The organism is Singulisphaera rosea (assembly GCF_054877945.1).
Map to the genome: position 1 here is coordinate 68,925 of NZ_JBTYIP020000015.1, position 20,461 is coordinate 89,385.

Here is a 20,461-nt window from a genome sequence, read left to right on the forward strand (position 1 = left end):
TTCTGGGCTAGGTTCAGGGCTCCACCCCCTCCGACTATGCCTGGGCGTGAGGATGTGTGCTACGCCCTGCCTGCATTGGCTCCGGTGTGGCTGAGTCTTCGGTGTCGGGAGCGAACCCGCGACGTAGCGTGTTTTCGGTCACGGTACGGGCGAGGAGGAATTCGAGGAGGTAGTCGGAGCCTCCGGCCTTGGTGCCGATCCCCGAGAGCTTGAAGCCGCCGAAGGGCTGGCGGTCGACGAGGGCGCCGGTGATGGGCCGGTTGATGTAGAGGTTGCCCACACGATACTCGCGCCGGACCTGCTCGATGTGCGCGGGGCTCCTCGAGTAGAGGCCGCCGGTCAGGGCGTAGGCCGTGCCCTGGGCGATGCGGAGGGCATCGTCGAGGTCCTGCGCGCGGAGGACGGCCAGGACCGGGCCGAAGATCTCTTCCTGGGCGACTCGAGCCTGGGGTTGGACGCCGGCCACGATCATCGGGCCGACGAAATGTCCGCGCCCGGCCAGGGGGCTGACGTCGACGGAGAGGACGACGTCGCCTTCCCCGGCGGCGATCGCCTTGTATTCCTCGATCCGTTCGCGGGCCCTGGCGTCGATGACGGGGCCGACGGCCGTCTCGGGGTCGTCGGCAGGGCCAACGGGAAGGGCCTTCGCGGCTTCGGCGAGTCGGGCGACGAAGACGTCGTAGACACCGTCGAGTACGATCACACGTGAGCACGCCGAGCACTTCTGGCCTGCATAGCCGAAGGCGCTCTGGAGGACGCCGACGACCGCCTCGTCGAGGTCGGCGTCGTCGTCGATGATGATCGCGTTCTTGCCTCCCATCTCGGCGATCACGCGCTTGACGTGGTCCTGTCCCTTCCAGGGCTGGGCGGCCTTGCCATGGATCGCCAGTCCGACGTCTCGAGATCCGGTGAAGGCGATGACGTCGACCCGAGGGTCGTCCACCAGGGCCTGGCCGACGTCGCCGAAGCCGGGTAGGAGAGACAAGGTCCCCTCGGGCAGGCCAGCCTCGCCGAGGATGTCCGAAAGGAGCTGGGCCATCATCGGCGAACGTTCGCTCGGCTTGAGCACGACGGCGTTGCCCGCGACAAGCGCGGCGACCGTCATCCCGGTCGGGATCGCGAGGGGGAAGTTCCAAGGGGCGATGACCGCCGCGACCCCTCGTGCGATCCAGTCGACGGCGTTCGTCTCGCCCGGGACGTTGCGGTGACGGCCCTCATCGAGGCGGAGCATCTCCCGGGCGTAGAAGTTGCAGAAGTCGATCGCCTCGGCGACGTCCCCGTCGGCCTCGCGCCAGGGCTTGCCGCACTCGTAGACCTCCCAGGCCGCGAGGGTGAACCGCCGTGCCCGCATGATCTCCGCTGCGCGGAGGAGGACCGACGCGCGTTCGGCGGCCAGCTTCGACGACCAGGTCCGCGACGCCGCCACGGCGAGCGCAACCGCCTTGTCGGCCTCGTCGGGCCGGGCCTGCTCGAAGCGGGCGACCACCCTCGAGGCGTCGCCCGGGTCGGTCGAGGCGAATTCGAGCCCCGTCGCTACCGAGCGACCTTTCAAGATCAATGGATGTTTCTTCCCGAGGCGGCCCCGGACCTCCTCGAGGGCCTTGCGCATCGAGTTGCGGGCTTCGGGACGGGAGAAGTCGGTCGGCGGTTCGTTCGAGAATGGCGGCAGGCCCGACGTCAGCGGACCGGCCTTGGGACGACGGTTCCGGCCCCACATGGCTCCAACCTCCTCGGGATCTCGCAACAGGTCTTCGACCCGGGCATTCTCGGCAACACTGGCCTTGAGGAACGACTCGTTCGATGTGTTCTCCAGGAGCCGGCGCACGAGGTACGCCATCCCCGGGAGCATCGCCCCGTAAGGCGTATAAACCCGGACCCGACGGCCCAGGTCCACCAGGGCCCTTTGGATCGGCTCGCCCATGCCGTGCAAGGTCTGGAGCTCGTAGCCGTTCGCCGGGACGCCGAAGGCTTCGGCGGCGGCCATCGCGTACGAAAGGCTCCGGACATTGTGGCTGCCGATCGCCGGGCGGAGCTGTCGGCTGTGTTCCATCAAGAACCGGGCGCAACGCTCGAAGCTCGCGTCGGTCCCCCACTTGTCGAGGAAGACGGGGACCGGCCAGCCCGACTGCCGGGCGAGCACGACCTCATAGTCCCAGTACGCCCCCTTGACCAGGCGGATCGTCACCGGGGTTCCTCGGTGTCCGACCCAGTCGAACAACGCGCGAAGGTCGCCCTCGGTCTCGCGCAAGTAGGCCTGGAGTACGACGCCCACGTCGGGCCAGTCGCGGAACTCGGGCTCGGAGAGGACCGAGCGGAAGATCGCGAGCGTTAGATCCTTGTAAGCATATTGCTCCATGTCGACGTGGACATACGCCCCGCGTTCGCGGGCGACCCTGAGGATCGGCCGGAGTCGTTCGGCAACCCGCCTCGAGGTGGCTTCGGAGTATAAGGCGTCGAACCTGGGCGTCAGACTCGAGAGCTTCAACGAGAGGTTGACGCGAGGGATCGCACCCTGGTCGTCGCGGTCGATCTGCGGGACCTCGGGGGCGTGGGCCATGGGGCCGGAGAGTCCCCGGATCACCTCGAGGCAGGTTTGTTGATAGGTCTCGGCCTCGTGTTCGCTGATCACCGCCTCGCCGAGCAGGTCCGCGGTGAACGCGATCCGTTGCCGACGCAGCCGGAGGACGGTCTCGAGGGCCTCGTCGGGGGTCGCGCCAGCGATGAAGCGACGTGCCATATGGCCTGCGCCGAATCGCGACGCCGCCGCGAGGAGGCTCGCCCCGGGCGTCCCCTCAGGCGCCAGGCCGACCGCCAGGCGGAGCCACCCGGGGACATTCGTGCCGGCTTCGCCGAGATACTCCGCCAGGTGGCGCCGGATCGTTCCGGCGTCTTTCAGGGCGGGCATCGCGTCGATGAACCGGAAAAGCTGGACCTTGACCGCAGGATCGTCCAGCGTGAGATTCATCAATCGGTCATCCCACCACCCCCGTTCCCAAGGGGCGGAACCCCGGCCGATCCTGGCGAAGAGGTCTCGGCCAATCTCCTGCGCACGACGGTCCAGCGCGGTTTGCGACGTGGTCCGGTCGACCATGACTGAGCCCATGGAATGGGTCCTCCACGGGAGGTCGAGCGAACGGATGGGGCCTCCCGTTACTCCATTCTACGGCCGTTTCAGGCTCGAGGATCGTTTTTCTTCGGAGATCGCCTGTGCGGGTGTTCCGGTTCTTCCCAAGTTCGGGTCGCCCGATAGTGAGACGGTGGCCGACGAAGACTCGTCGGATCTCGGCGGGACTCGATTTCAGCGGTTCGATGACATGCGTGGACGTGGGTGAGGGGCTCAGTACCCGGCCCGGGCGATCGTCGTTGCAGAGCATTTGGCGTCGACGAGGAACTGTCGGAATTCGATGTTGATGTGCTCGTCGCTTCGATGCACCAGGAATTCGATGTCCTGGATGACCTTCAAAACGGTGCTTCCTTTGTCGAGCGGTTGCGGGGCCATTCGCGGGCGGTCACAGTTGTGGACACGGTCGTGTCGTCGTTGGAAGATCGTACGGAATCGCTCCTCAAGCTGGTCGATCGCGACCTCACGCGCAAGGTGTTTGTCCTGGGGAGCCCTCGCGGCGTAAGCTGCCGGACGGATACCGAAGAGCCGAACCTTCGCAACCGGGCGGGACATCCAATTTTCGAGGAGGCCTCGGAAGAAACGTTGCCCCTTGCGGAAGAATCTGTTGAAGAGCGTTTGTACGGGAGGCAGACTGATCACGGTCTCACGTTCCATCATCTTCCTGGCCGCCATCCGCCCTCGCCAGTTCTCGTGATCGTATTCGTCGAGGATCGCCCGGATCGGGAACTTGATGTCGTAGACCCACTCCGGGAGCACGATCGCCGGTTGTCGGCTCTTCGAACTGGCAGTGGCTGCGACGATATCGGTGTATGCATCACAATAGTAAGCGTCGAGCGCAGCCACGGCGAACATCGATCCGCTCCGCAGCAGGTCGGATCGGAGGCGCTTTTGGCCGTCGGTGTCGTGCCGGAGCGTGTCAGCATGGGCAACAATCGGCCTGGCCCGTGCGACGTCTTCCTGAAAATGCTGGAGGGCGGTTGAGGGTAAGGCTCACTCCGAAGGATGGAGGGCAGGTCGAACTCGCCGCTAGTCCGAGGATCCGACCATCTCCTCATTGTAATGGATGACCCTTGATCCCTCGTCGTACCAGACGTGCCGGTCGGTGGGGAACACGACGTTCCAGAGGTCGACGATCTCCTCCGCCTCCAGGCCGTCCCTTATATGTCGGGCCAACTCGCTGGCTGCGATCTGGGGAGGAATGGGGCTCTCCGGTCAGAGTTCGGCATAGAACTCTGCGAGGGCACCGGGCATGGCCTGCTCGACGTCCCTCGCCAGTGACTCAGCGGCTTCGGTCTTTGAAAGCGCCGGCATGATTCGGTCTCCACACCGAAGGGCTTTGGTCACAGTCCTTAAGTGTTATTGTAGCCTCGCCTTCGACGCCCGCCAATGAGATTGCCGGGGCTGTTCGCGAGTTAGAGCCACATCGACCGCGCGGGGGCTATCCCACTCGACTAGAATGGGGTGAGCACGGCGAGGCAACGTCGCGTCGCGAGGCGGCGTGAGGAGAAGGTTGAGATGGCCAACGAGTTCTCGAAGATCGAAGACGCCGTCCAGGCGATGGCCGACGGTCGGGTGGTGATCGTCGTCGACGACGAACAGCGCGAGAACGAAGGCGACTTCATCGCGGCGGCCGACCGGATCACGCCCGAGACGATCGAGTTCATGATCACACAGGGGCGGGGTCAACTCTGCGTGCCGATCATGCCGGACCTGGCAGCTCGGCTCGAGATGCACCCGATGGTCGAGCGCAACACGGCGCCCCACCGGACCCCGTTCACGGTGATGGTCGACCACTTGTCGTGCCGGACCGGGATCAGTGCCGAGGAGCGGGCACGGACGGTCCGGGCGATCGTCGACCCGGAGACACGGCCCAGCGACCTCCTTCGGCCCGGGCACGTCCCGGGGCTAATCGCCAAGGAAGGGGGCGTGCTTCGGCGTGCCGGGCACACCGAGGCGACCGTCGACCTCGCGCGACTCGCGGGCCTGACGCCTGCCGGGGTGCTCATCGAGATCCTCGACGGGACTCACATGGCCAGCCGCGAGCGGCTGCACGAGATCGCCCGGGAGTTCAAGCTCCCGATCGTCTCCATCGAGATGCTGATCGCCTACCGTCGGCGTCAGGAAAAGCTGGTCTATCGCCTGGCCGAACCGAAGCTCTCGACCCGATACGGCCGGGGCAAGATCATCGTCTACGGCGTGAAGCACGAGCCCGAGAACAACCCGGTCGTGTTCGTCATGGGAGATCTCGAATCGGTCGAGGCCCCACTTGTGCGGATCCACTCGTCCTGCTTCACGGGCGACCTGCTCGAGTCGCTTCGCTGCGACTGCGGCGACCAACTCCACCTCGCGCTCGAGACGATCGGCCGCGAGGAGGTGGGGGCCCTGGTCTATCTCCAGCAAGAGGGTCGGGGCATCGGCCTGATCGAGAAGTTGAAGGCTTACGAGCTGCAGGACCAGGGCCTCGACACGGTCGAAGCCAACCAGGCCCTCGGCTTCCGCGCCGACCTGCGCGACTACGGGGTCGGGCTGCAGATCCTCCGGGACCTCGGCCTGACGAAGGTCCGACTCTTGACGAACAACCCGAAGAAGGTCGATGCGTTCGTGATCCAGGGGCACGGCCTCGAGGTCGTCGGACAGGTCCCGATCATCGCACCCGACGAGGTCGAACGTCAGAAGTACCTCGCCGCCAAGCGGGACAAGATGGGGCACATGCTGCCCGGAGGCCGCACGAACGGCTCTACGCTCTCGGCCTGGGCCCTCTTCGTGGGGCTGGGTTATGCGATGCTCGCGAACTCGGGTGCTGCCGCCGAAGTACCCCTCCCTCCTTCGAGCGACCCCGCCGCCGTCAAGCTCCTGGGGGATGTGGAGAAGGCCTATCGAGAGGCCCCCGCCTACGTCGATCAGGGCGAGTTCGTCCACGCGTTGACGATCCACGGCCAGACCGTGAAGCAGGCCTTGCCGATGCACGTCAAGCTGGTCAAGCCGAACAAGCTCGACGTCGACACCGGCGAGGTCCGCGTGGTCGGTGACGGGAAGATCCTGACTACGGTGGTCGGCCCGTTCAAGAAGTACACGGCAGTCCCCTCGCCGACCGCGATCTCCATTGAGACGTTCCGCGAGGGGCCGCTCGGCTCGGTCCTTTTCGGTGGGCCGGCCGCGCCAACCTCGGCGCTGGTCTTCGGCTTCATGACCGACGCCGCCACGGTCAAGGGAATCGTCGATGCCGGCGCGTCGATCAAGGCCGAGCCCGACCGCGAGGTCGGCGGGAAACCGCTCCATTCGGTCCTGGTCGATACGTTGCAAGGCCCCGATTTCCGGATCTTGATCGATCCGGCGACCAAGCTTCTCCATTCCATCGACTGGGTCGTGGACCCCAAGGCCCTCTCGGCCGACGCCCCCGCGGGCGAGTCGATCGCCGTCGATCGCATCGGCTGGTCCGCCGGGACGGTCTCGACCGCAACGCCCGGCGACGATGCCTTTGCCTTCAAGGCCCCGACCGGGTTCACCAAGGTCGAGCCCTTCGAGCGGCCCGCCGGGCCCGAGCCGAAATCCGCGCTGATGGAACTCGTCGGCAAGCCGGCCCCCGAGTTCACCATGACGCTGCTCGACGGCCCCGGCAAGACGCGGACGGTGACCAAGGCCGACCTCGCCGGCAAGGTCGTCCTCATCGACTTCTGGGCGACCTGGTGTCCCCCGTGCCTCGAAGAGCTCCCCGAGATCCAGAAGCTCATCGACTCTTTAGCGAAGGACGGCAAGGACGTCCTCGTCATCGCCCAGAGCGTGGATCAGAAGCCGCGCGAGCTCGGCGAGTTACGCACGCTCGTCGAGCAAACGCTCACCGATAAGAAGGTGAGTCTGTCCAGCAACAAGGTGGGGCTGGTGGCTCTCGACCCGAGTGGTACGATCGGGGAGAGCTTCCACGTCGAGGCCATTCCCGCCCTCGTCCTCATCGACGCGAAGGGGGTTGTCCAGGCGACCCACGTCGGTGTCCAGACCGAGGAGACGATTCGCAAAGAGATCCAGGCCATCCTCGAAGGCAAACCGATCCCGGCCTCGAAGGATCACATGCACTAAAGTGATATCCCCTCGGCTTCCAGTCCAGGGGATTCTAAGGTTTTGATGATTTCAGGACTTCGTCGAGTGGGACGAGCGAAGTACGGTCGAGTTTCTCGAACTCGTCGGTCGAAATCAATCGGGTCGAGCCGTCGGAGAAGGCCGCGGCATGTGTTGGAGGAGCGGGCCACGGGAATCGCTCCGGGACAGTTCGGAATGGCTTGTCGCAGACGATGAGGAGCCTTCGAGGGCCGGTCCGGCCCTTCCGATAGGGCGCTCGGGAGACGAGGAAACGAGCGGGTCGAATCCAAAAATCGTTCGCAATCTGGGTTAGCGACTCGCGTTGCCGAGCGGTCGGTGATTCGACGGTGAACCCGCGGTTGGGGGAGTCTGCGGCCGCCGATTCAGCGATGTGCCAGTAGTTACGCACGTCACTCGGTGCCGCGTTGTTACCTCCACAGTTCGTAGTTCGACGAACGTCGATCTGGATGAAACCGATTCCCACGAGGACTACCAACGCAACAATGAGTGTTAGCGAGTTGCGGAGGGGCCATAGTGGGAGTTTCATGAGATCCTCTGGAGTAGAGTCGGTGCCGATTTGTGTCACTCGGACCGGTTGCCCGACTCCTCAGTTGGCTGCTCTCGGTACTTGGAATGAGTCCTTACAAGCCCGAAGCGCGAGCGAGTGAATTCCACCGTGAGAAATCGAGGGAGATTCACTCGCTCGCGCTTCGGGCTTGTATTGAAAAGATGCTAACTCGAAGGCATCGATACTTTTCAATAGACTCGCCATGACACCGAATTCCGGACCTCCCCGTCCGCCGAGGAGCCTGGCTTCAGTTTCACCCAGGTCCTGGAAGTCGACAATGGCGAGATACCCCTCGGCGCCGGTAGACGTAAGTTGATGTCGAAGGGGTCGACAGGGCGGCGAGGCACGACGGGGAGCCAGGAGCGAGCTCTCTTCGAGCGAAAGGTCTGTTCGCAAGTAGTCGGATGTGCAGTATTCGATGTCGCCGATTCGAGATGTCGCTATTTCAGCGACGCGATTTCCGCGGATGTGGCGGCTCTCGTGAATGAGTTCAAGCCTTAGCCCGGCACTTCGATCGTGGGCATTGAGATTGGCGACGCAATCGACCCTACGACTCTCCAAAGAAATCCGTTCGCACGGCAGACGTTGCCGCCGGATTGGAGTCGATTTGGCAGCTGGATTGCAGATGTTTCGTCCGAAACAGGCGATCCTGACGGTATGCTGCAATGGGGAGGGGCGATGGCAGGGGCTCCAAAAGCGTTTGATGCGGTGCTCATCGGCGCGGGGCAGGCGAACAATCCCCTCTCGCGGTCGCTCGCCAGGGCGGGCCGACGGGTCGCATTGATCGAACGGGGGAAGATCGGCGGGACCTGCGTCAACACCGGCTGCACCCCCACCAAGGTGATGGCGGCCAGCGCCCGGGTAGCATATCTGGCCCGCCGGGCGGCCGAGTATGGGGTGCATACGGGAGAGGTCGACGTCCGGCTCGACGTGGTCCGCGACCGGACTCATGCCATCGTCGAGAAGTTCAGCTCCGGGAGCGAGAAGAAGCTCGAAGCCACGGAGGGGTTGGAGCTGATTCGCGGAGAAGGCTCGTTCACCGGCCCGCACACGGTCCGTGTGCAACTCACCGATGGAGGCACTCGGGAGCTCACCGGGGAGTTCGTCGTCATCGACACCGGTTGCCGTCCGGCACGTCCGGAGATCCCTGGCTTGGACACCGTGCCCTGGCTCGACTCCACGGGGATCATGCAACTCGGCGCGGTCCCTGAACACTTGCTCGTCCTCGGTGGCGGATATATCGGGGCCGAGTTCGCACAGATGTTCCGACGGTTCGGGAGCCGTGTCACCCTCGTTCAGAAGGGTGGGCAATTGCTGCCGCGCGAAGATGTCGACATGGCCGAGGCGCTGGCCGAGGTCCTCCGCGAGGACGGACTCGAGCTCATCCTGAATGCGAAAGCCACGCAAGTCGACGGCGGTGAAGGCGAGATTCGACTCACGGTCGAGGTGAACGGGCAAGGTCGAGTGCTGAGCGGATCGCACCTGCTGGTCGCGACCGGACGGACGCCGAATACGGAGACGTTGAACCTTTCCGCGGCGGGAGTGCGGGCGGATGATCGGGGTTTTATCGTCGTCGACGAGCGATTGCAGACCAACGTGCCCGGCGTCTACGCGCCCGGCGATGTGAACGGCGGCCCGGCGTTCACGCACGTCTCCCACCACGACAATCAGATCCTTCGGGAAAACCTACTCCACAACGCGGGCCGCACGACGACCGGGCGACTCGTGCCGTTCACAGTCTTCACCGACCCGCAATTCGGTCGGGTCGGGCTGACCGAACGCGAGGCACGCGACAAGGGGTATTCGGTCCGGGTCGCGCGGTTGCCGATGACCGGGGTGGCTCGAGCCATCGAGGTCGGCGAGGCGAGGGGCGTTATCAAGGCGGTGGTGGACGCCCGGACGGACCTCATCCTGGGGTGTGCGGCGCTCGGGATCGAGGGGGGCGAGGTGATGTCGATGGTGCAGTTGGCGATGATGGGCAGGCTCGTATATTCTCGCCTGCGTGATGATATGTTCGCCCATCCGACGCTCGCCGAGGGGCTGAACAACCTCTTCGCCCATTTCGAGGAATAGGGACATCCCGGGACGATTCATGGAGGACGGTTTCAATCCATCGGCCGGATGCTGCCGACGATCCGTTCGAGTTCATCAGGGTCGGCCGGCTTGACCAAGTGGTGGTCGAAGCCGGCCTCTCGGGTCCGCCGCCGATCTTCTTCCTGACCCCATCCCGTGAGTGCCACCAGGGTCACCCCTCGCAGCTCCGTGCTCTCGCGGATGCGTCGGGCGACCTCGTAACCGCTCATCCCCGGAAGTCCCAGGTCCAACAGGATGAGCTGCGGTCGGAAGTTGGCGAGCAGCCGAAGCGCCTCGGGCCCGTCGTGAGCGACCTTCACCTGGTGACCTCGCAACCGCTGAAGCCGGGCCAGGGTCTCGGCCGAGTCCCGGTTGTCGTCGACGACCAGGATGTCGAGATCTTGCCCGAGAGGTCGAGGCGTTTCGGCGGGTGTACTCGACGCGAGCGTCGCCGCCTCGGTGGCGAGGGGGACCCGCACGGTGAAGGTGCTGCCCTCAGCATCGCCGGAACTCGCCGCCGCCACGGTCCCGCCGTGCATCTCGACCAATCGCTTGACCAGCGTCAGCCCGATTCCCAGTCCCCCTTGCGAACGCTCCAGCGATGTTCCCACCTGGGTGAACATGTCAAAAATCTTGGGCAGCATCTCGGGTGGGATTCCCACGCCGGTGTCGGCGACGCGGATCACCGCCTGCGCGCGGTCTCGTAGGATGCTCACCATGATCCTGCCGCCCTGGGGCGTATATTTGGCGGCGTTGTTCAGGAGGTTCGCCAGGACTTGAACCAGGCGGGTGCGGTCGGCATCGACGAGGAGGGTTTCGTTGGTCATTCGCAGGGTGAGTTCGTGCCCGGCCGATTCAATCGCCTGCCGACTCGTCTCGACAGCCGCGTCCACGATCTCCTGCAACAGGATGCGCTCCAACCGAAGCGCCACCTTGCCGCTCGAGACGCGGGCGACGTCCATCAGGTCATCGACGAGGTGGGTGATGTGCCTGAGTTGCCGATCCATCATCGAAAGGGTCTGCGCCAACTCGCCGTGGGGCATCTCCATCCGCAGGATCTGCAGCCCGTTGCGGATGGGGGCGAGAGGGTTCCTCAACTCGTGGGCCAGGGTCGCGAGGAACTCGTCCTTCCGCCGGTCCTGCTCCTGGAGCGTGCGGTAGAGCTGGGTATTCTCGATGGCGGCGGTTACCCGCTCGGCCAGGTCCTGGGCCACACGGAGCTCCTCGTTGCCGAACCGGCGACGGCCGGACGAGCTGAGGAACGTCATCCCGCCGATCACGCGGCCTCGGGAGAGGAGCGGCACGCATAGGTACGAGCGAATGCCGAGTTCACGTAATTTGTTCACTCGTTCCGGCCCCTGTGGGGCGGACTCCGGGTCGATCTCGACGAGGTCGGGCACCAAGTCCGGCTCGCCTGTCCGCAGGACGTGGGGGACCAGCCCCAGACCACCGGCCGCCGCCCGCAAGGCCGCCTCGGCGGCACGGGCCTCTTTCGCGTCCTTCGCGGTGACCTCCAATCGCTCCCTCTGACCGTTCTCGCCGATCATGTCGACCACGCACCAATCGGCGAATCCGCCGACGGCCAGGTTAGCGATGCGATTGAGAGTACTCTGATAGTCCACCAACTCGGCCAGCGATGCGCTCGCGTCGGCCAGGAACTGCACCGATTCCTCCGCCCGCTTGCGGTCGGTGACGTCGCGGAAGAGCATGGCCACCGTCCGGGCGGACGGATTGCCCGTGCGGAACGCGAACACGTCGAAATCCCGGCCGAGGGCCTCGGCATATTCCTGGAACCGGACCGATTTCCCGGTCATCGCGACTCGGCCGTAGGCCTCGAACCAGTGCTCATCATGGTGTGGGTCCAGCTCGCGGATCCGTTTCCCGACCGGGTCGAGGAGTCCGGTCTGCTGCTCGAAGACCGGATTGACCTTCTGGAAGACGTAGTCGATCGCCCGCCCCGAGTCGTCGAAAAGGATCTCGGCAACACAGAACCCTTCGTCGATCGACTCGAACAGGGTGCGGTACTGCTGCTCGCTCTCCCGGAGTCTTGCCTCGGCCCGTCGCCGGTCGGTCACGTCCTGCATGGCCCCGACCAGTCGGATCGTCTTTCCTCCCGCATAGATGGCGTGTGCACGGTTGAGGACGAAGGCGTAGGTGCCGTCGGCGTTGCGAAATCGGTACTCGTCCGACCAGTTCGCCCGGCCGTGCTCGATGACCGAATGGATCCCGGAAACCACGCGGTCTCGGTCGTCGGGGTGGATCTGGGCATACCACCAGGAGGCGTCCTTGCCGACTTCCTCCCGGCGGTATCCGAACAGGACGGTCACGCCTTCATTCCACCATACGGTGTCGGTCCGCATGTCCCAGTCCCAGACCGCGTCGTTGGTCGCGCGGGCGACGATGTGGAACCGATCGTTGCTCTCGCGCAAGGCGGCCTCGGTGAGGCGCTGCTCGGTGACGTCCAGGGTCACTCCGTCGAACCGTTTCGGCGTGCCGGTCGTGTCGTAGGCGGCCCCCCCGATCGCCCGGATCCACTTCTCGGCCCCGGACGTCGGGTCGATCGTTCGGTAGTGGACGTCATACCGGCTCCTCTCCGCGACACTCCGATCGATGGCGGCCCGCGTCGGCTCCCGGTCGTCGGGATGGATGCGGTCGTAGAACGTCTCGATCGTGACGTGGGCGCCCGGTTCGAGCCAGAAGTGGGCCTTAACGCGTTCATCCCATTGGAGGACGTCAAAAGGCAGGTCGCAGTACCAGAATCCGATTTCGGATGCCTGGACGGTGTAGTCAAGCCGGGCGCGGCTCGCGGCCAACGCCCCCTCGACCAGCTTTCGACCGGTGATGTCGACGACGACCCCGGCCCAGCCGACGGCTTCGCCGTCCGCGGCTCTTTCGATGGCACCTCGTGCCAGCAGCCAACGTTCACCGGTTGGTCCGACGACACGGTACTCGCTGCGAAACGTCGCGTCGTTGCCGAGCGTTTTCTGGACCTCGGCCGTCACGCGGTCACGGTCTTCCGGGTGGATCACCGTCAGGAAGTCGCCGATCGGGGCCGAGGCTTGCTCGTCGGCGAGGACCCCGAAGATTCCGACGAAGTTGCGGTCTCCGGAGACCTGGTCGGCCTTGATGTCCCAATAATAGGTGCCAACCTCGCCGGCCTGTAGTGCCGAGGCCAGGGCCCGCTCAGCTCTCTTGGCGGCGGTCACATCGCGGGCGATCTTGGACGCCCCGACGATATTTCCCTCGGCATCTCGAATGGGAGAGATCGTCAACGCCACGTCGAGGCGCAGGCCGTCCTTTCGTATGCGTTGTGTTTCAAAGTTTTCGATGCGTTCGCCTCGGCCCAGTCGATCGAGGATCTCACGTTCCTCGTGGAGGCGGTCCGGCGGGACGACCAGGGTGATCGACTTACCGACGACTTCGGCGGCGGTAAATCCGAAGACTCGTTCGGCACCGCCGTTCCACGACTGGATAGTGCCGTCGAGGTCCTTGCCGATAATCGCGTCGGAGGACGACTCGACGATGGCCGCCAGGCGAGCCTGGGCGATCTCGGCCTCCCTGCGCTCGGAGATGTCGCGGAACACCAGCACCGCACCCGTGACCTCCCCCTCGGAGTCCCGAATTGGTGCGGCGGAGTCGTCGATGGGATGCTCGCTGCCGTCGCGGGCGATCAGGACCGTGTGGTTCGCGAGCCCGACGATGACGCCGGTCTGGAGTGCCCGCATGGCCGGGCTCTCGACGGGCTTCCGGGTCATCTCGTTGACGATCCGGAACACGTCGTCGAGTCGCGCCCCGAAGGCGTCCGCCAGCGGCCAGCCCGTGAGCCGTTCGGCCACGGGGTTCAGGAACGAGACCCGCCCCCGCTGATCCGTGGCGATGACCGCGTCGCCGATGCTGGAGAGCGTCGTCAACCAGAGTTCGTCCTGGTTGCGCGCGACCACCTGTGCGAGCATCAATTCGGCGGCGACAGACTCCTGCGTCCTGCGATACAACTCGACGGCGGTCGCGACCTTCGCCCGGAGCACGATCGGCAGGCCCGGCATGGACATGTGATCCACCGCGGCGAGCGCGTAGGCCTCCTGGACGGGGAAATCGTCGCTCGTGTCAACGAAGAGGATCGGGGTCTGTCGGCCGCTCTCGCGGATGCGCCTGGCCAACTCCAATCCCGACCGATCGAGCGTCCTGGCATCCAGGAGGATGGAGGCGAAACCGTCCTCCTGAGCCCGATCGAACGCCTCCTCGGCGGAGGCGTGGATCAGCGTAACGTTCGGGGCATCGAGGTCCACCTCGAAGGCAAGTTGGCCCTTGGTTGAGTTGCGAGCGATCAAGATACGGACGGGATCACCTATTCTCACCGGAACCCTCTGCCACGCGGGCCGCAAGCGGGCTGCTGGAACTGCCCGAACAGCGTGCCCAGGGCCCTTCGTCGGCAAGCTCGGTGCCGATCTCGATCGATTTCCCGAATCCGGCCTTAAGAGGCGTGGCGGGACATTCTATCCACCGAGGTCACAAACCCCAACGCAGGTCCACGCAAGCCTTGACGAAACCCGAGCCAATCATGGGTTCGGGGGACGCGGGACCGCTCGGACACGAGTCTTCTCGCGGGAGGTCCTGGATATCTCCGAACGTCGTCGGAAAGCCTTGGCGACAGGCTGAGCGTTCGCGCATGATTTGGTTCGGTGTTCACGCTCTCCCCGACGACCTACGCACCCTTTAGGGATCCAAGATGCCGTCTCGACAGCCCAGCCTCGCATCCTCCGCGTTCGCTTGCCTGCTCGGCGCGACGCTGGCCGCCTCGGCGTTCGCCCACGATGGTCATGAACATCCTCCGGAGAAGGTGGCTGATGTCGCGGTCCACAAGCCGACCCCGATGCCCGACCGGATCATTCTTACCTGGACCGGCGATCCGGCCCGGAGTCAGGCGGTGACCTGGAGGACGGACGGATCGGCCAATAAGGCGAGCGCCCAGATTGCCCGGGCGAGCGCCGCGCCGAAGTTCGTCGAGAAGGTCGAGACGGTGGACGCGACGTCACAGGATGTCGACACCAACCTCAACCACGCGCACTTCCACTCGGCCGTCTTCGAGGGGCTGGAGCCTTCGACCCTGTATGCGTACCGCGTCGGTGACGGTGTCAACTGGAGCGAGTGGTTCCACTTCAAGACGGCGAGCGACAAACCCGAGCCGTTCACGTTCATCTACTTCGGCGACGCCCAGAACGACGTGAAGTCGCTCTGGTCGCGGGTGATCCGCGGGGCGTATTCCGATGCGCCCAAGGCTCGATTCATCATCCACGCGGGTGACCTGATCAACCGGGCCAACAGCGACGCCGAGTGGGGCGAGTGGCATGCCTCCGGCGGTTGGTTGAACGGCATGGTCCCCAGCGTTCCCACCCCCGGCAATCACGAGTACGAGCGTCCCAAGGCCGCCGTCGACGTGGCGGTGAAGGCCGCGGCCGACGACTCCGACGCGGCGAAGAAGGCCGCGACGGCCGCGGTCAAAGCCCAGCTCTCGGGTCACTGGCGTGCCCAATTCGCCCTGCCCGAGAACGGGCCCGCAGGCCTGGAGGAGACCGCCTACTACCTCGACTTTCAGGGAACCCGGATCGTCAGCCTCAACTCCAACGAGCGCCGGGAGGAGCAGGTGGGTTGGCTCGAAGGCGTCCTTGGCAAGAACCCGAATCGCTGGACGGTCGTGACGTTCCACCACCCGATCTACTCGAGCGCGAAGGACCGAGACAACAAGGAACTCCGCGACCTCTGGCAGCCGACTTTCGACAAATACAAGGTCGACATCGTGCTCCAGGGACACGACCATACGTACGCCCGGAGCGGTCTTCGGGTGTACGATAACGTAGGCACGGGCATCAGCACCCGCGATGCGGAAGGTGGCACCGTCTACGTCGTGAGCGTCAGCGGCCCGAAGATGTACAACCTCGACAAGAGCGACTGGATGCGACGCGCCGCCGAGGACACTCAGCTCTACCAGACGATCCGGATCGACGGCGACCGCTTGTCGTTCGAGGCCAAGACCGCGACGGGCGAGTTGTACGACGCCTTCGACCTCGTCAAACGCGAAGGCCGCCCGAACGAACTGGTCGAGAAGGCCCCCAAGACCCCCGAATATCGCCGCCCGGCTCCTCCGCAGGCGGCACCGAAGGCCGAGGCTTTGCGTTGAGGTCAGGGGCCGAAAACGATCCGCAGATGATGCAGATTGGCGCAGGTAAAATCAAATATGTCAATAAGTGTATATGGGCCAATCTGCGTCGTCTGCGGATCGTTTGGCCTTCTCTGTCGAATGATTGATCCGTCTTTGTCGTGATAGATATGCTGATAATTATTAAGGTCTGAGCTCATCTTTCGGGAAGCTCTGGTCTTCGTCGAGCGGCTCGAGGTCGCGGACGGCGATGAGGCGGGCGCGGAGGTCGGCGTTGTAGTGCATCGAACCCCGCACGCCGACCTTCCGGCCGAGCAGGGGGGTGGGGTTGAGGCCGTCGGGGGCGTTGAGGTAGGCGACGGTCAGGCCGTCGGGGCCGATCAGGGCGAAGACCTTGTGGCCGTCGACCTTCTTGGAAGAGGGCTGGATCATCCCCTCGGCGTCGTAAGGGGCCTCTTGCGGCTCCTGCTCCTTGGCGAGCCGCTCCAATTCGGCCTCGAGCGTGATCTTACGGGCGCGGCTCCGGTCGAGGATCTGCTCGATGGTCCGGGCCGATTTCGCGGTCGCCTCCTGCTGGACGACGCGGTCGAGCCTCGCCCGGATCGCGGCGATCGAGCCCGCGTCGGTGGTCCTCTTCAGGATCGCTTCGTAGCGTTTCTTGACCGACCCGAGCTGCCAATCCTCGACCGGCCCGCGGAGGGCCGTGCGGTGGCTGGCATCGATTTGGGCGAGCTCGTCGGCGACGTCGCTGGACGGAGCGGGCAGGGGGCCCTGGACCGTCTCGTCGATGAAGGTTGCCTGCGCCTCCTGGCTTGGCCGGGGCAGCCTCACCTTGGGTTTCGCCTTCGGGATCCAGGCAATCCCTTCGGCGCGGATGTGGAGCTGTTCGCCAGCCGAAGGGACGATCGCCCGCCAGGTCTTGAATGTCTTCCCTTGACCCGTCTTGAGCGGAGGGCGTTCGAGGAGCTGGACTTGGGCCCCTTTCGCGAGCGAACCTCGCGGGGGCCCGGGCAATCGCGCTCCGGGGTGCCCCGCGCGGACCTGGGCCTTGGGGACGACCACTCGGGCCGCATCCCCGGCGCCGTTGATCTCGATCGAGGACTGATCGATCCAGCGGAACGTCCCGCCGGGCGGGTCGATCGCGAGCCAGCCGTCGGGTTCGGCCCGACGGACCATGATGCGGTCACCGGCGTGGATCAGCCCCGAGGCGACCGTCTGGTCGTCGGGCTCGTCGAAGACCTCGAGCTCGTGCACGGCAACCCGGGCGGGTGCAGGCAGGTCCGTGTCGGGGCCCGACGGCCCGAGGAGGCCGACCACCAACACGGCAAGTCCGGTGACGAGCAGAGACAACGGCGGACCCTCCCGAATCCATTCGGGGCCGAGCGATCGAGACGGGTTCGTCGGGGTGATAGCCGAGAACGTAGGGGCCGTCAAGGCGAACGTCCGGGGACTCGACGGGCGCGGGCGACCCTCGGTAAGCTGGGGAGGCTGTGGTTTGCCGCCCCGCCGAGGCCTCCCTCCTTCCCCATTCCCGGCTGACGATTGGGGTGTCGCTAAGGAATTCGCGCGATGACGTTCCAGCCCGCCGACGGCCATCCGCTCCATCGTCTCCGACGGCTCCGGAGCCACCCGAAGCTCCGCGACCTGGTTCGCGAGAACCAGCTCACCGTTGACGACCTGATCTATCCGATGTTCGTCTATCACGGGCGCGACCTGCGTCGAGAGATCCGCTCGATGCCGGGGCAGTATCAGCTTTCGCTCGACCGCCTGGGAGAGGCGGTCGCCGAGGTCGCCGATCTGGGGATCCCCTCGGTCCTGTTGTTCGGGATCCCCGAGCACAAGGATGCGACCGGGTCATCCGCCTCGGACGAAGCGGGGATCGTCCAGGAAGCCGTCAGGCTCGTGAAGCGGCAGGCTCCCGGCCTCTTGCTGATGACCGACGTTTGTTTCTGCGAATATACGGACCACGGCCACTGCGGGTCGCTGATCGAGGCGGGGGGGCGGATCGACGTGGACAACGACGCGACCCTGCCGCTCCTCGCCGAGCAGGCCGTCAGCCATGCGAAAGCCGGGGCCGACGTGATTGCTCCGTCGGGAATGATGGACGGAATGGTCGGCGCGATCCGCTCGGGCCTCGATGGTGCCGGGTTCTCGAGGATCCCCATTCTCTCGTACGCCGCCAAGTTCGCGAGCGCCTATTACGGTCCCTTCCGCGAGGCGGCCGAGAGCACCCCGGCCTTCGGCGACCGCCGGACTTATCAGATGGACCCCGCCAACGGCGACGAGGCGATGCGCGAGGTCGCGCTCGACCTCGCCGAAGGGGCCGACATGGTGATGGTCAAGCCGGCCCTCGTGTATCTCGACATCGTGCGCCGGGTGAAGGAGCGGTTCGGGGTCCCCGTCGCCGCGTACAACGTCTCGGGCGAGTACGCCATGGTGAAGGCCGCCGCCGCCCGAGGTTGGATCGACGAGCGTCGGACCGTCATGGAGACCCTCACCAGCTTCAAACGAGCGGGGGCCGACATGATCCTGACTTACCACGCCCCGGATGTGGCGCGTTGGCTCCGCGAGGGATAAGGAGCCGTCCGGAAACCCGATATTGTCTTAAATCGGGTTTCTGCCCCACTCGACTTCGACAACCCCTCCCGGGATGTCGTCGTCAACTCCCATAGATGAAGAACTTTTACAAGTCCGAAGTGCAAGCGAGTGAATGGTCTTTTCTGATTTCGTAGGGCGGGCACCGCCGACCGGGATGGCGAAGGCCCGGTGGGCGGTGCCCACCCTGCGCAGACCGTGGGTGTCGACGCCGATAGCCGTGAGGGGTTGGCGGCGTCGCGCGGGTCAGAAACCCGGTTTTTCAGAAAAACCGGGTTTCAGGACGGACATTCATTCGCTTCTGCTTCGATTGTGTCAATGGAAGCCGAGAGATCAAAAATGGAAGCGACGACCCCCGCGAAGTCGGTCCCCCAATACGCGCTGCCGAAGAGTCACGAGGCGTTCCTCCGCGCCAACCGGACGATCCCGGGCGGGGTGAACAGCCCGGCTCGGGCGTTCGGTGGCGTCGGGGGTGAGCCTCCGTTCATGGGTCGAGCGGTCGGGCCGTTCCTTTATGATATCGACGGGCACCAATATCTCGACTACATCGGGTCGTGGGGGCCGATGATCCTCGGGCATGCGCATCGTCGGGTCCGCATGGCGGTCGTCGCCGCGCTCGACGCCGGGTCGAGCTTCGGGGCGCCGACGTTGCGCGAGATCGCGATCGCCGAGGAGGTCGTCAAGGCGGTCCCCTCGCTGGAAAAGGTCCGGTTCGTCTCGTCGGGGACCGAGGCGACGATGTCGGCGATCCGTGTGGCGCGCGGGGTTACCGGGCGGAACAAGATCGTCAAGATGTCGGGGCACTACCACGGGCATGTTGATGCGTTGCTCGTGCAGGCGGGTTCGGCGGCGACGACGCTCGGGACCCCGAACAGCCCCGGCGTCACGCCGGGTGCCACGGCCGACACGATCCTCTGCGCATTCAACGACGCCGAGGCGGTCGCCGAGGCCTTCGAGCAATTCCCCGGCGAGGTCGCCGCGGTCCTCCTCGAGCCGGTCGCCGGGAATATGGGCCTCGTCCCCCCGAAGCCGGGTTATTTGGAGCAACTCCGCGAGCTTTGCACCGCGAACGGGGCGATGCTCATCTTCGACGAGGTCATGACCGGATTCCGGCTCGCGCTCGGCGGGGCGCAGGAGCTCTACGGGATCAAGCCCGACATGACGGCCCTGGGCAAGATCATCGGCGGCGGCCTCCCCGCGGCGGCGTACGGCGGGCCGGCGTCCATCATGGACTACGTCTCGCCGGCCGGGCCCGTCTACCAGGCCGGGACGCTCTCGGGCAACCCCCTGGCGATGGCCGCCGGGCTGGAGACCGTGCGGATCCTCCGCGAGGACCCGCCTTATGCGAGGCTCGAGGCCCTCGGTGCCCGACTCGAGGACGGACTCCGACGCGCGGCGACCGACGCGAAGGTCCCCCACGTCGTCCAACGCGTCGGGAGCATGATCACGCTGTTCTTCAACCCCGACCCGGTCCACAACTACGACGACGCCAAGCGGAGCGACACCGCCCTCTTCGCCCGCTTCTTCTGGGAGATGCTCGCGCGGGGGATCTACCTCCCCTGCAGCCAGTTCGAGGCCGCGTTTATCTCCGACGCCCATTCCCAGGACGACATCGACAACACCGTCAAAGCGGCCCACGAGGCGATCCAGGCGGCCGTTGGCTGAGGACTCCTGTTCGGGGGATCCGTTGGGATGGGCGTTCGATCCGAGGTCTTTGATTTTGTGTTAACGATTGATGGCGGCCCGCGTTGACAGCCCGGACGGTTCCGGCTAAAGTTCCGCCGCACGTCGCGACTACCGCGACGGGACGTTGCGATAGCTAGCTCCTTAGAGTTGACAACACGATCGGTTACGCTCCGCTCCGGTCGACGGC

General features: G+C 65.3%; 10 protein-coding genes and 1 pseudogene. 6 read left to right on the forward strand and 5 right to left on the reverse strand.

Annotation, left to right across the window (positions count from 1 at the left end):
• Positions 1-34 precede the first annotated feature (34 nt).
• The 3 genes from ACYOEI_RS23280 to ACYOEI_RS23290 all read right to left on the reverse strand — a co-directional run bounded on the left by ACYOEI_RS23280 (position 35) and on the right by ACYOEI_RS23290 (position 4,297).
• The gene (locus tag ACYOEI_RS23280) at positions 35-3,103 is read right to left on the reverse strand and encodes a proline dehydrogenase family protein (protein ID WP_462852010.1); all 3,069 of its coding nucleotides are present in this window, start codon (positions 3,101-3,103) and stop codon (positions 35-37) included.
• 234 nt (positions 3,104-3,337) lie between these two features.
• Complete coding sequence (locus tag ACYOEI_RS23285; RefSeq protein WP_462852012.1) at positions 3,338-3,976, reverse strand: hypothetical protein; 639 nt, start codon at positions 3,974-3,976, stop codon at positions 3,338-3,340.
• A gap of 174 nt (positions 3,977-4,150) precedes the next feature.
• Positions 4,151-4,297: a hypothetical protein gene (locus ACYOEI_RS23290; protein ID WP_462852013.1), complete on the reverse strand. Its 147-nt coding sequence runs from the start codon at positions 4,295-4,297 to the stop codon at positions 4,151-4,153.
• 342 nt (positions 4,298-4,639) lie between these two features.
• On the opposite strand from ACYOEI_RS23290, the pseudogene ribA reads away from it, so the two are divergent.
• From ribA to ACYOEI_RS23305, 3 genes and pseudogenes are all read left to right on the forward strand, one after another.
• Positions 4,640-5,842 (forward strand): annotated as a pseudogene (gene ribA / locus ACYOEI_RS23295) (GTP cyclohydrolase II); the annotation flags it as partial.
• An 840-nt stretch (positions 5,843-6,682) separates the two neighbouring features.
• A complete protein-coding gene (locus ACYOEI_RS23300) occupies positions 6,683-7,198 on the forward strand; it encodes a TlpA family protein disulfide reductase (RefSeq protein WP_462852133.1) in 516 nt (171 codons plus the stop codon).
• Between the two features lie 1,246 nt (positions 7,199-8,444).
• Positions 8,445-9,839 carry a mercuric reductase gene (locus tag ACYOEI_RS23305; RefSeq protein WP_462852015.1) on the forward strand — a complete coding sequence of 465 codons (1,395 nt, stop codon included), beginning with the start codon at positions 8,445-8,447 and terminating at the stop codon, positions 9,837-9,839.
• 32 nt (positions 9,840-9,871) lie between these two features.
• On the opposite strand, the gene ACYOEI_RS23310 is transcribed toward ACYOEI_RS23305, so the two are convergent.
• Complete coding sequence (locus ACYOEI_RS23310) at positions 9,872-14,194, reverse strand: PAS domain S-box protein (protein ID WP_462852017.1); 4,323 nt, start codon at positions 14,192-14,194, stop codon at positions 9,872-9,874.
• Positions 14,195-14,565: 371 nt separating this feature from the next.
• Here ACYOEI_RS23310 and ACYOEI_RS23315 point away from each other — a divergent pair, with 371 nt between their 5' ends.
• Positions 14,566-16,014: a purple acid phosphatase family protein gene (locus tag ACYOEI_RS23315; RefSeq protein WP_462852019.1), complete on the forward strand. Its 1,449-nt coding sequence runs from the start codon at positions 14,566-14,568 to the stop codon at positions 16,012-16,014.
• 162 nt (positions 16,015-16,176) lie between these two features.
• Here the strand turns inward: ACYOEI_RS23315 and ACYOEI_RS23320 are convergent, their stop codons facing one another.
• Positions 16,177-17,343 carry a hypothetical protein gene (locus ACYOEI_RS23320; RefSeq protein ID WP_462852021.1) on the reverse strand — a complete coding sequence of 389 codons (1,167 nt, stop codon included), beginning with the start codon at positions 17,341-17,343 and terminating at the stop codon, positions 16,177-16,179.
• Positions 17,344-17,562: 219 nt separating this feature from the next.
• On the opposite strand from ACYOEI_RS23320, the gene hemB reads away from it, so the two are divergent.
• Together hemB and hemL are read left to right on the forward strand one after the other, a co-directional pair.
• A complete protein-coding gene (hemB, locus tag ACYOEI_RS23325) occupies positions 17,563-18,570 on the forward strand; it encodes a porphobilinogen synthase (protein WP_462852023.1) in 1,008 nt (335 codons plus the stop codon).
• A gap of 357 nt (positions 18,571-18,927) precedes the next feature.
• Entirely contained in the window at positions 18,928-20,253 is a 1,326-nt protein-coding gene (gene hemL / locus ACYOEI_RS23330; RefSeq protein WP_462852025.1) for a glutamate-1-semialdehyde 2,1-aminomutase, read from the forward strand.
• The last annotated feature ends 208 nt before the right edge of the window (positions 20,254-20,461 follow it).

What these genes read in the sequence shown, in the direction of transcription:
- ACYOEI_RS23280 (WP_462852010.1), bottom strand. Translation starts at nt 3,103, where the DNA reads ATGGGCTCAGTCATGGTCGACCGGACCACGTCGCAAACCGCGCTGGAC.
- ACYOEI_RS23305 (WP_462852015.1), top strand. Translation starts at nt 8,445, where the DNA reads ATGGCAGGGGCTCCAAAAGCGTTTGATGCGGTGCTCATCGGCGCGGGG.
- ACYOEI_RS23300 (WP_462852133.1), top strand. Translation starts at nt 6,683, where the DNA reads ATGGAACTCGTCGGCAAGCCGGCCCCCGAGTTCACCATGACGCTGCTC.
- hemL (WP_462852025.1), top strand. Translation starts at nt 18,928, where the DNA reads ATGGAAGCGACGACCCCCGCGAAGTCGGTCCCCCAATACGCGCTGCCG.
- ACYOEI_RS23315 (WP_462852019.1), top strand. Translation starts at nt 14,566, where the DNA reads ATGCCGTCTCGACAGCCCAGCCTCGCATCCTCCGCGTTCGCTTGCCTG.
- ACYOEI_RS23285 (WP_462852012.1), bottom strand. Translation starts at nt 3,976, where the DNA reads ATGTTCGCCGTGGCTGCGCTCGACGCTTACTATTGTGATGCATACACC.
- hemB (WP_462852023.1), top strand. Translation starts at nt 17,563, where the DNA reads ATGACGTTCCAGCCCGCCGACGGCCATCCGCTCCATCGTCTCCGACGG.